The following is an 11,320-nucleotide window of genomic DNA, read 5'->3' on the forward strand; positions in this document are numbered from 1 at the left end:
AGCCGTCGCTGTCACGATCATGCTTCGCCCACACCAGCCGAGCTGGGCCGCTCAACCGAACGCGCAGCCCGATCTGCTCTCCCCCTCACGTGCCATGCCAGATGACTACACGCAAAACCCATAGTCGGGCCGCTTTTCCAGGGAAACCGGCTCGATCAACCTCAAGTCCCCCAGCCGTGATCCATAAGTGTCTAGACTGCGCTGTCAACTCAATCCGGTCGATCGAACTGAGAGGTTTGGGCACTATGCCGGATTCCGTGGAAGTGTTGAAAAACCCGTCCACCGCCCAGCAAAGTCCCAGGTCACGTAGCCTGCTCCCCGCGCACGCGGGGATGGTCCCTGCTCGCCCCACAGGGAGGCGAGACGCTTGTCCTGCTCCCCGCGCACGCGGGGATGGTCCCGAGCTGAGGGCGCGGGCCCAGGCGGCGGCGGACTGCTCCCCGCGCACGCGGGGATGGTCCCATCACGTCGGTGTGTTCGCTGAGCATCTTGTCCTGCTCCCCACGCACGCGGGGATGGTCCCTACCACCTAGCGTCGCTGATCATCTTGCAGCACTGCTCCCCGCGCACGCGGGGATGGTCCCGCGTCGAGGAAATCGTAGAGTTGATTGACGGGCTGCTCCCCGCGCACGCGGGGATGGTCCCACGGTCAACATCGCCGATGGTGCCATCACCACCTGCTCCTCGCGCACGCGGGGATGGTCCCTCCAGCGTGCCGTCAGGGCGGATCGTGACGAGCTGCTCCCCGCGCACGCGGGGATGGTCCCACCGCGTCGGCGATGCGGGTGACTTCGTCGGTGCTGCTCCCCCGCGCACGCGGGGATGGTCCCACGGCCGAGGCGATCCACGAGCTTCTCCAGGACTGCTCCCCGCGCACGCGGGGATGGTCCCGGAAGGCCCCCGGTTGGCCGAATTTTCGGTCCTGCTCCCCGCGCACGCGGGGATGGTCCCGCCTCCGCCACCTACATCACGCACGCCAAGGACTGCTCCCCGCGCACGCGGGGATGGTCCCGCGGACAACTACGAGAAGGGCCTGATCACGTTCTGCTCCCCGCGCACGCGGGGATGGTCCCCGCCGCCGCCTCCGCAGCCCATACCGGAGGAGCTGCTCCCCGCGCACGCGGGGATGGTCCCGGGTAGACCGTGGCCGCCTGGGTGGTCGGGCCGCTGCTCCCCGCGCACGCGGGTGTCGGCGACGCGTGAATCGTGGTTCTGGATCACTTTTGGTGCTGATGCCACGGAGGGTCACCAGGCCCGCGATCATGAACGGTCGTGACCCATGACCTGCTCCAGGACCTCTGGCTCCACCAGACCACCGACGTCGCGGTCAGCGCCGTCACCATCCACGCCGACCACGTCACCGTCCACGCCGCCACCACCAGGGCGGGCGCGGCGTGTCCGACGTGCGGGACGTCTTCGGGTCGCGTCCACAGCAGCTATGTACGCAGGCTTGACGACAGCGCCGCAGGCCAGCGCCGGGTCGTCGTCGAGTTACGGGTCCGCCGGTTCCGCTGCCGCCAACCAGCCTGCGAGCGGGCGACGTTCGTCGAACAGGTCGAGGGCGTCACCTTCCGACACGGGCGCCGAAGCCAACAACTCCAAGCCGCGTTGCAGAGGCTCGGGCTGATGCTCGCCGGCCGGGCTGGGTCCCGCCTTGCCGAGGCGTTCGCCGTCCCGGTCAGCCGCTCCACGCTCCTTCGCCTGATCCGCGCTCTGCCCGAAGAAGCCCCACCAGTGCCGCGCGTGCTGGGAATCGACGAGTTCGCCCTGCGCAAGGGGCATGTCTACGCAACCATCCTGGTGGACATCGAGACCCGCCGACCGGTCGACCTGCTGCCCGACCGCACCGTCGAGACCGTCCGTGCCTGGCTGGCCGCCCACCCGGGAGTGAAGGTCATCTGCCGCGACCGCTCCGCTCTGTATGCCGAGGCCGCACGGCTCGGCGCCCCGGACGCCATCCACGTCGCCGACCGCTTCCACCTGTGGCAGAACCTCGCCGACGCCGTCGAGAAGACCGTGCTCCAGCACCGCGCCCTGCTGCCCGAACCGCCGCCACCCGCAGGGACCACCGAGCCCCTGACCCTGCCGGTCACCGCTGCCGAGCCCCGGCGGACCGGACCCCTGTCGGACCGCGTCCGCGAACAGCACGCGGCCGTCCACGCCCTGATCCGCGAGGACGTCAGCCTGCGCGCCATCGGCCGGCGACTGGGCCTGGCCCGCGGCACCATCCGCCGCCTGGCCCACGCCGCGGACCCCGACGAACTGCTGGTCGGCCGCTGGACCGGACGCACCAGCATCCTCGACCCCTACAAGCCCTACCTCAACCAGCGGTACGCCGAAGGCTTCACCGTCGCCCGCCGCCTGTTCGAAGAGATCCGGCAGCGCGGCTTCCCGGGCCAGGAGCAGATCGTCCGCGTCTACATACGGCAGCTGCGGGAGGCGTTCCCTCACCAAGACCCGCCCCGCCGCAAGCCCTCCGTGAGGGACGTGACCGGGTGGATCACTCGCCACCCCGACCGGCTCGACGACGCCGACGCGCAGCAGCTCAAGGAGATCCTCGCGCGCGTCCCGGCGCTCGCCCGCACCGCCGATCACGTCAGAGACTTCGCCGAGCTGATGAACGACCGCCGCGGCCACCAGCTCCAAGACTGGATCGCCCGCGTCCAACAAGACCAGGTCCCCGCCCTGCAGAGCTTCGCCACCGGCCTCCTGCAGGACCTCGACGCCGTCGTCGCCGGGCTCACCCTGCGCTACAGCTCAGGAGCAGTCGAGGGCCACAACAACAAGATCAAGATGCTCAAGCGTCAGATGTTCGGCCGCGCCAACTTCGACCTCCTGCGCAAACGCATCCTTCACGCGGCATGAGCCTGGTGGTGGCGGCGTGGACGGTGACGTGGTCGGCGTGGATGGTGACGGCGCTGACCGCGACGTCGGTGGTCTGGTGGAGCCAGAGGTCCTGGAGCAGGTCATGGGTCACGACCGTTCATGATCGCGGGCCTGGTGACCCTCCGTGGCATCAGCACCAAAAGTGATCCAGAACCTGAATCGTGACCCAGTTCCGACGGGTGAAAAGTGACCCCCTCTGCGTCATTGATGTTGGTCATTCCCCCGTGTTGGCGGCGGGAACCCGTCCGAGGTCGCGGCCGCGCATGCGGTAGGAGTCGCCCTTAAGCGAGATCACTTCGGCATGGTGGACGAGGCGGTCGATCATCGCGGCGGCGACGGTGTCATCGCCGAAGACCTCGCCCCAGCGATCTGGGGCTGGCACTTGTTCCCTCACAAGAGTTGACGCTGCCACCTGGCCGTATACCGCTCCTGGGGTCCTCGTTGGTTCTCGCGGTAGTGCCCTGGTTTTCAAGGTGCTGCCTTGACCGTTCAGGTGCGAGGAAGGTGTGCCGGTGGCCGAGGCCAGACTCCAGGTCATCGCGGGCGGGGCCGTCCCGCAGAAACCGCTGGCGACGGACCCGTGGCAGTTCCAGACCACATGCGTCGACGCGTTCGTCGCCTCCTGGCGGGCCCGCGGGTTCAGCCCGGTGACCATCGACAACGACATCGGCCTGCTGGAGCGAACCCTCGCTGCTCTGGGCCGACCCGCGTGGGAGGTGACGCCGGAGGACATCGACCGGGTGGTCGGCGACCTGGCGGTCAAGGGCCGGTCGACGTCGACCCGGCGCGAGTATGTGCAGATCTTCAAGGGGTTCCACCGGTTCCTGCAGGCCCGCATGGCGGCCGAGATCGAGGCAGCGTTCGGTGTCCGTCTGGTCTGCCCGGTCGACGAGTTCAACGCCTCCCGGCATGTCGGCGACGACTCCCCGGCCCTGGTGCCGCCGCCAACACCGGAACGGGTAGCGGAGTTCTTCGACTTCATGAAGCAGCGGATCGCGACCGCGAGGAAGTACGGGCCCGCCGCCCGGGACTATGCGATGTTCCGGACCCTCTATCACGCCGGCCTCCGCTCGGAGGAGGCATCGCTGCTGGACAAGCCGGATGTGCACTTCAGCCGCGGCCCGTTCGGCAAGCTCCACGTCCGCTTCGGCAAAGGGGCTCACACCTCCGGGCCCCGGCCCCGCTGGGTGCCCATGCTCGACGGCCTGGACCTGGTGCTGCGATGGTTCCTGGACGACGTGCGCCCCAAGTTTCCCGACTCTCCTGTGCTGTTCGCCGATGAGTCCGGCGGAGCCCTGCATCGCGGAACGATCCGCAACCGGCTGCGCTATCTCATGGAGCTCGAAGGGCGGCCGGCCTCGGAACGGTTCAGCCCGCATGCGCTGCGGAGGGCCTGCGCGACCCACAACTACGAACGAGGTGTCGACCTGGTGGCCATCCAGCAGATGCTCGGTCACTGGACGGTCAGCTCGACCATGCGTTATGTCCGGCCTTCCGCGACGTTCATCGAGGACGCCTATCAGCGGGCGGTCGCCGGCACTCTGGCCGAGCTGACCGGGAAGGACACCACGGCATGAAGATCCGATGGCGGCTGCGGATGGCCGCCGCCCAGCGCGAGGTGTGGACCGGGACCGAACTGCGGCGGCTGCTGGCCGAGAAGGCCGGCCTTGAGCTCTCCTCGGCATCGGTGTCCGCGCTGTTCACCAAGGAGCCCTCGCAGGTGAAGATGACCACCCTGGCCGCGTTGTGCACCGCGCTGGAGTGCACCCCCAACGACCTGATCGAGGTCGACACCACCCCCGTCGAGCGGCCGGTGGCTCCGCCCCGGCCCGTCGCCGACGTCCCGACGGCCGTCGGTTCCGCCCGGGGCCGGTCGATGCCGCCTCTGTGACCTGCGGACCTTTCCGTGAGTAAGAAGCAGCGGGACTGTGTCACCTGCGGCGGGCCGGTCGGCTATCGCGACCGCCAACACTGCTGCCGGTGCTGGCGCCGGATGAAAGAACAGGCAGCGAAGGCGGTGTGTCCGTCCTGCGGCAAGGACCGGGTCCTCCAGGAGGACACTGGCCGGTGCATCACCTGCTCACGCGTCTGCGACGAGTGCGGCCAACCCGTCCGCGCGGCCTATAACCGGCTCTGCGGAGCCTGCCGGCGAAAGGCAGACCGGCTCGCGACCAGCAGCCCTGCCCACGCTGCGGCAAGCACGGATACCTCCGCGAGGAGACCGGCTGGTGCGGACATTGCTCGCGGCCCCGACAGGACAAGCAGCCCCCGCGGACCTGCCGCGAGTGCGGACAAGTGCGACGGCATGCCGGCCTTGGCCTGTGCTCAGCCTGCTGGCAGAAACATCCTGGCCGACCATTCATCCGCGGCGAGCACCTCCGCGACCAACTCACCAACCCGCCGACGTGGCTGGACGACTTCGTCGGGCATGTCGCGGCCCGCTTCTGTGTCTCCCGGGCCTGCGGCCTGATCACCAGCCTCGGCCGCCTCCTGCAGGACGAGCACCCCAATTCGCCCCAGGCGCTTCTGGAACGGTCCCGACGACCAGGACGATCGATGGGCACCTTCGCCCGTGCGCTTGAGGACTTCTTCACCCATCGTGGCCTGGCCCTGCCCACCGATCAGGCCGAACGGCTCGCCGCCGGGCGGCGCAAGCGCCGCATCGATGCCGTCCCCGGGCCCCTCAGGACAGCCGTTGCCGCCTTCGACGCCTCCCGCATGCGGGCCCAGGACCGGGCCCGCCGGGCCGGCACTCGCCCCCGCAGCAACCACACTCTGGAAACCGCCCTGTCCATCCTGCGGGACCTGGCCCGCTTCCTCACCGAGCACCGCGGCAAGGACGACTGGGCCCTGACCGACGTGCACGACATCGAAGCCTTCCTGGCCACCTCGCCCAAGGCCCGCAAGCGTCGGCTGGTGGTGCTGCGGCAGTTCTTCCGCTTCGCTCGCTCCCCGCACATCGTGCTGATCGACCCGACCCGCACTCTGATCGTGAAAGAACGCAACGGCTTCCGCGGCCGCACCCTCACCCTCGACCAGCAGCGCGAGCTCTTCCGTCGATGGACGACCGACGATCAGGTTCACCCGCACGAGGCTCTGCTCGGCATCCTCGCTCTGCTGCACGGAGCCTCCAGCACACAGGTCCGGACATTGAAGATCACGGACATCGACGCTGCGGCCCAGACCGTCCGGCTCGGCAAGCGCCCCCATCCCGTCCCTCTGGATCCCGCCTCCTGGACCGTGCTGGAACGCTGCCTGGACCACCGCGCAAAATGGCCGACGACCAACCCGCATGTGATGGTCACCAAAGGAACCAAGGCCGGGCGGAGCCCGGCCTCAACTGCCTATTTTTCCCATGCACTTGACGACTGCGGATACCCACCCCGGATGATCCGCAGCACCCGCCTCGTCGACCTGGTGAACACCATGGACCCCAAGCTCGTCGCCGCCGCGTTCGGCATGGACCCGCAGGCCACCCTCATCTACCTTGCTGATCACATCGCCCCAGGACGCCTGCCCGACCAGCACCCGTAGAGGAACTTGCATGCGGCACCTCACCCCCTCTTTCGCCCTCGCTGCCCTCCAGCGCGGACGGCAGATCGAGCAGTTCCTCGGCAGGACCGAACGCGACGGTCACCAAGGGCTTTGCTGGATCGCCCTCAGCCCCGGCCCTTCCGGCGTGACGATCTATGTGAGTGACGTCGAAGACGTCGGCACCGACAACTTCTTCGATATCACCGAGTTCCCGCCCCTGGACCCCGAGGAGAACACGTGGGGACGGGAGATCGCGGTCCTGCCCACCCCCGAGGAAGCCTTGCACCTTGCCCAGCGTGACCTCGCCGCAGACCCCGAACGCTGGGTCAACCAGGGCATCGTCTGTGACGAGTACCAGGACTTCCGCAAGATGAACCCGTAATGTTTCGGCGTCGCCTGGCACGTGTTCGCCGGAACATGTGCGCTTTGCCGAACGACTCGTTGGAGGCGATGGCGACGCTGTTCTTCTCCTCACGTTCGGTCAGGACCTGGAAGAGGAGTTCGGCGCCGTGGCGGTCGAGGTCCATCGACTGATCTCGCCTGCGCTCAGGTCCGCGTCTGCCGTGCACTCGCGCATGGATCTCCCCACGTTGCTGAACCGCATGGTTGGAGGAAGCCCAGGAAGATCTGGAGGCTGCTCGAGCGACGAACCGCGAACTGACCAGGGCGCTCAACCAAACAGGGTGATCAGACTGGTGATACCGCCCCGTTCATCTGGGGCGGTATCACCAGTCTGCGCGCCCTCGGTGTGTTGTCAGCCCGGTCCTTGCCGAGTGCTCGGTGTAGAGCCGAAGAAAGCACCGATCCTTACGGACTCAGTCGGCGAACGACTAGAATATCTGGCAGGTGTGAACCGAGACGCTGGCCGCATATTGAAGAACTTCGTCGATAAAAGACTTAATTACCAAAGTCGAGTCAAGGAAGAGAAGTCGGAAAGGTCAATGGCCTGCTCAAGAGCCCAATTCGCCTTTGCGGCAACCATTCCTGGAGGCTCCTGGGTTCGGCGCGAAGCAATGACAATGGTATCCAGAAGTGCACCGAGGAGTACCTCGGCCGATGGCAGTAGGATCCCGAATCCGTAGGGCTCCAACTCCCCGGCATGAACGATGGAGTTTCTGGCCGCATAGAGGCGCGACAGGGAAATCATGAAACTATTTTTTAGAGATCTAACCTCGTTCGGATCGTTGATAAGTTTCGTTACCCGTTCGACGGCAAGCTGACCGAGTGCGTTCGTAATTGCAAGGCTCCCACCTGTCCGCAGGTGGTCCTCAATCTCTCTGGCTCGGGCATTGGCGGAGAGATTCTTTAGATTTACTGCCAGAGCATCCTGGCTAGAACGAGAGTGGCTAACTGCAAGGCCATTGAGTTCATCGAAGATGAAGCGACATGTCAGGATATCCGCAGCTCGCTCGGCTACTACGGCAAGCTGTCCGAAGTCCTCCCTTCCGGCGAGCAAGGTCTCCACGGCTGCCCATGAGCTAATGCAAGTACTGCGATCCAGCCCGGATTGAAAATCGCTCAGCAAGTCGATTGCAGATTCAATTTGGCTGGGCAGGGTATCGAATAGCTCTATCCCACCATCTTCGTCCAGGGATGGGATGCGGAATGATCTGGTGCGCTCATTTGGAAGACTCGCCGAGAATTCACCCGGGCTCACCCACGCCACGGCCTGGTGCATGATTCTTCGTTTACTGCTTGCCAGGCCTGCCCGAGTTTCAATCTGAGCCATGCGTTTCTGGGAAGTTTCAAGTACGGTATATTTGTCTATCGCGTTAATGGTCAACTCAAAGCCGCCCACATGGGCTGGCATTTCATGTGAAGGGAACAGCTCGGCGAAGCGCTGCGAGAAGTCTTTTCTTGATAGCCAGGGCTTCCCGCTCCGGCTGTCCATGCGGGCGGATTTGGCCAGTGGGATCAAGACGGTCCAGGGGCCCTCATCCTGGCCCAGTCGGCTGGCTTCTTCGAGGATTTGAGCCATTGAGCTAGAGCTCTTATTCCGACTCAACTCATAGCTGAACTTATTGACGATCCAAGATTCAGAGAATCCCATCATTTGCAGATGCGAGCCAATTAGCTGAGCCGAGGTGTCAATGTCCAGAGAAAATTGCCCTACGGATTTCGTCTCGTCGGAATTTTGAATCCGGTCGATCCAAAGATTCATATATTCGGCGTCGAGCGTATTGACCTCATGGAGCAGAAGATTGAACGAATAGCTACCTTTTTGGAACCTATCCAGGTTATTCTTCTTGGGGAGGGCCCTGATTACTGCCCCACGCCTTTTGCCAATTATGCACGGGTCTTGCAGAATCATGGAATTTGCCGCTGCGAGAGCCACCTCCTGAGCGCGAGCAGATGCCCTGGGGTCGGCAAGCGCCAGGAGTTCGCGCAGTTGGCCGATTGTTCCGTATCTCCATGATCGCCTAGACCATGGAGAGTCGGGTCCTCTGAAAAGCTCCTTGATTCGCAAAGCCAGCACGTGGCCCGCGCTTCCGTCGACAAACATTCCTTCATTGCATCACACAAGCGACGTGTGTGCAGGGCGTTTCGATTTCCGACTGGCCAGTTTCTGTTGGATCAGATAAGCCGACGGATAGCAAAGGGCGAGGAGCTGAAGCTCCTCGCCCTTGCCGTGGTCTGGCTGGCAGGACTCGAACCTGCGATCTCCCTTTTGTTGAAGGGTGCTCTAGCCGCTGAGCTACAACCGCCCCCATGCTACCAGCACTGCCATGTCTGCCACGACTCAGGTTGAACTCGCGAAGTCGCCGTTCAGGGTTGTTCGGTGGTCAGCCCGGTCCCGGCCAGACATCCGTCGATGAACTGGGGCCGACACTGGATCTTCCATAAGCCGTGTCTGACCGTTCGTACGAGGTGGTCGCGGTCGGCGAGGTTCTGGGTTCCTCGCCAGCGAACCCGGTCGTCCGAGGTGATGGTGGGATGGCTGGCCGTAGCAGTTTCTCAACTGACCGTAGGAGCCTCGGCTTCGGCCTGTCGGGCGCGCCGCTGGGCACGTACGCCGGTGCCAGACCTGTCCGGGGCCGACCAATCCGGTTCGTCACCCGGGTCCTTCGTGACCACCTTGGTCACCTGCAATCCGGCGGCCCGGCCGCGGGTGTGCTGACTCGTATCGCACGTCAGCAACCGAACGTTGCAGCCGGCCAAGCCCTGGATGGCCACCGTCCGGTCGATGATCTCGATATCGGGGCGGTCCAGGCGCACGTGGCCGGGGGGATCGAGGACGATCTCCACGTTGACCCTACCGAGGGTCTCGCCGTCCTGAACGGAGTGCTCCCCCTCATGCAGAACCCCGTGGGTACTGCCGTTGAGGACCCCGTCGAGGAGACCGAGCGTGTGGGCGGCACGCCAGCGGGCCCGATGCTTGCTCGCGTCCTTGAGGTCGTCCAACTCGTCGACCACCACGATCGGGAACAGCAGACGCACGAACTGCCAGCGTGGCACGTCGAGCACCTCGTGCAGGTCGACGTCGGCCAGCTTCACCTCGTTTTGGATGTAGAAACTGGAGTCGGCCACGACGAACGTCTCCCGCTGGCTCCACCGGCCGATCTGCGTATCCAGCGCGGCCACGGCCGTCTCGAAGGCCTCAATCCGTTCGGTGACCTCAAGTTGGACCAGGCCGTTCACTAGGCGCTGCTGGTCGGTCCCGGCGAGCATGCCGCAGCTGCCCAGCAGCGTCCGGTAGCGGTCGGTGAATACGAGCTGGTCGAGGTCCCGGTCGCTGATTTGGGGTCGCAGCATCTGCGCAGACTCCGTGGCCCACTCCAGATACGCCAGCAGCCCGGCGAATGCGCTGCCGTACGGCCGCTGCAGGTTCATCGCCGTGGTGTGGACGCCGCTGAGGGCCTGCCGGATGTTCTTCCGGTCCGCGCCGGGGCGCGGTGTGATGAGCATGCGCCGATCATGTCAGCGCGGCCCCAGGTGCACCTGGTGTTTCCACGAGGAGTTCGACCTACACCTGGTTCCTCCGACTCGAGCAGCCACTTGAATCACATCTGTTGCGCTCGATAGCCTCTGACCTACAAGGCATCTGAACTGTACTCATTGAGAGCCGATGAGCTTCACAGAGCTGCCCTCCCCTACAGAAGGAGGGTGGCGTAGCGAGATTGTGGATCACCGCCGGATCGACGTTGGGATTGACCCTGTAGTCGAACTCCCGCAGCGACTTCTCGCGGGGAAATTGCCTGCCCGGATGCGGCATTCGGCTCGGCGCCGGTCCCGGTCCTCGCACTCGGCCATCAGCAGGTCGGCGAGGAGTCCAGCATAGGACAGGCCCTCGCATTCGGCCCGGGCGATTCGTGTCGGCGGCCTGGGCCCGCATGGTGGGCAGACGCAGCAGCCGGCAGGCGGTGTCGATCGCCGCGTCGGACGCCTGTGCGGTCAGTGCGTGATGGGCGGTGGTCATGATGAGTCCATCCGGCGAAGCCGCAACAGCTCGTCCCACTGCTCCAAGCGGGGCAGGGGACGCTGATCGGCGGGCAGAGCACGGGGAGACGCCGCGGTGTCGGTCTCGCGCAACGGGCGCAGCCCCGCCTGCGTAACAGCTCGTCATTCCCAGTCGCTCGTCGTCCTACTTCGTAGTTCCGCCAGGCGAGTGAGGGCGCTGGGGTTGCCTGCGTCAGCAGCCATCAGGGCGAGTTGGTCGGCCTGTCGTCCGTCTCCCGCCATTTCGCGCATGATCGCCACCCTGGCCATGGCGTCAGTGTCTCCGGCCTCGGCAGCTTGTCGGCCCAAGCTTTCGGCCCCCTCCTGGTTTCCCGAGACCTCCCGCATGTCGAGCAGCCTCACCAACGCTGAGGTATTGCCTCTTTGGGCCGCTTGCTGAGCAAAACGCTCTGCTCCTTTGGGATCCCCGGTGAGTTCACGCATCTCAGCAAGGCGAGCGAGA

General features: G+C 65.4%; 9 protein-coding genes, 1 tRNA gene, 1 pseudogene and 1 CRISPR repeat array. Of the genes and pseudogenes, 5 read left to right on the plus strand and 6 right to left on the minus strand.

Annotated features, from left to right (window positions below):
* Positions 1–311 precede the first annotated feature (311 nt).
* Positions 312–1,134: a CRISPR direct-repeat array (repeat unit 29 nt; unit sequence CTGCTCCCCGCGCACGCGGGGATGGTCCC).
* Between the two features lie 138 nt (positions 1,135–1,272).
* A complete protein-coding gene (locus MB828_RS30785; RefSeq protein ID WP_301651035.1) occupies positions 1,273–2,865 on the plus strand; it encodes an ISL3 family transposase in 1,593 nt (530 codons plus the stop codon).
* Between the two features lie 235 nt (positions 2,866–3,100).
* On the opposite strand, the gene MB828_RS30790 is transcribed toward MB828_RS30785, so the two are convergent.
* Complete coding sequence (locus MB828_RS30790; protein ID WP_301651036.1) at positions 3,101–3,268, minus strand: ATP-binding protein; 168 nt, start codon at positions 3,266–3,268, stop codon at positions 3,101–3,103.
* Between the two features lie 130 nt (positions 3,269–3,398).
* Here MB828_RS30790 and MB828_RS30795 point away from each other — a divergent pair, with 130 nt between their 5' ends.
* The 4 genes from MB828_RS30795 to MB828_RS30810 all read left to right on the plus strand — a co-directional run bounded on the left by MB828_RS30795 (position 3,399) and on the right by MB828_RS30810 (position 6,802).
* Positions 3,399–4,463: a tyrosine-type recombinase/integrase gene (locus MB828_RS30795; protein ID WP_301651037.1), complete on the plus strand. Its 1,065-nt coding sequence runs from the start codon at positions 3,399–3,401 to the stop codon at positions 4,461–4,463.
* The gene (locus MB828_RS30800) at positions 4,460–4,777 is read left to right on the plus strand and encodes a helix-turn-helix domain-containing protein (protein WP_301651038.1); all 318 of its coding nucleotides are present in this window, start codon (positions 4,460–4,462) and stop codon (positions 4,775–4,777) included. Before MB828_RS30795 ends, MB828_RS30800 begins: the two co-directional genes overlap by 4 nt.
* 404 nt (positions 4,778–5,181) lie before the next feature.
* Positions 5,182–6,420, plus strand: a complete 1,239-nt coding sequence (locus MB828_RS30805) for a tyrosine-type recombinase/integrase (protein WP_301651039.1) — start codon at positions 5,182–5,184, stop codon at positions 6,418–6,420.
* A gap of 10 nt (positions 6,421–6,430) precedes the next feature.
* Positions 6,431–6,802 (plus strand): hypothetical protein, encoded by a 372-nt coding sequence (locus MB828_RS30810; protein ID WP_301651040.1) that lies wholly within the window; start codon positions 6,431–6,433, stop codon positions 6,800–6,802.
* A 49-nt stretch (positions 6,803–6,851) separates the two neighbouring features.
* Here MB828_RS30810 and MB828_RS30815 read toward each other — a convergent pair.
* From MB828_RS30815 to MB828_RS30840, 5 genes and pseudogenes are all read right to left on the minus strand, one after another.
* Positions 6,852–6,947, minus strand: a pseudogene (locus MB828_RS30815) (IS21-like element helper ATPase IstB); the annotation flags it as partial.
* A gap of 374 nt (positions 6,948–7,321) precedes the next feature.
* Entirely contained in the window at positions 7,322–8,755 is a 1,434-nt protein-coding gene (locus MB828_RS30820; protein WP_301651041.1) for a hypothetical protein, read from the minus strand.
* Between the two features lie 295 nt (positions 8,756–9,050).
* A tRNA-OTHER gene (locus tag MB828_RS30825) sits at positions 9,051–9,125 on the minus strand.
* A 250-nt stretch (positions 9,126–9,375) separates the two neighbouring features.
* The gene (locus MB828_RS30835; protein WP_301651042.1) at positions 9,376–10,326 is read right to left on the minus strand and encodes a PIN domain-containing protein; all 951 of its coding nucleotides are present in this window, start codon (positions 10,324–10,326) and stop codon (positions 9,376–9,378) included.
* Between the two features lie 654 nt (positions 10,327–10,980).
* Positions 10,981–11,301 carry a hypothetical protein gene (locus MB828_RS30840; protein ID WP_301651043.1) on the minus strand — a complete coding sequence of 107 codons (321 nt, stop codon included), beginning with the start codon at positions 11,299–11,301 and terminating at the stop codon, positions 10,981–10,983.
* Positions 11,302–11,320 lie beyond the last annotated feature (19 nt).

Origin of the sequence: Streptomyces arenae, assembly GCF_022343545.1 — a bacterium.
Lineage (GTDB): Bacteria > Actinomycetota > Actinomycetes > Streptomycetales > Streptomycetaceae > Streptomyces > Streptomyces humi.

Bases quoted from the DNA above. Each gene is read 5' to 3' on its own strand.
- MB828_RS30800 (WP_301651038.1), top strand. From the start codon at position 4,460: ATGAAGATCCGATGGCGGCTGCGGATGGCCGCCGCCCAGCGCGAGGTG.
- MB828_RS30810 (WP_301651040.1), top strand. From the start codon at position 6,431: ATGCGGCACCTCACCCCCTCTTTCGCCCTCGCTGCCCTCCAGCGCGGA.
- MB828_RS30835 (WP_301651042.1), bottom strand. From the start codon at position 10,326: ATGCTCATCACACCGCGCCCCGGCGCGGACCGGAAGAACATCCGGCAG.
- MB828_RS30840 (WP_301651043.1), bottom strand. From the start codon at position 11,301: ATGCGTGAACTCACCGGGGATCCCAAAGGAGCAGAGCGTTTTGCTCAG.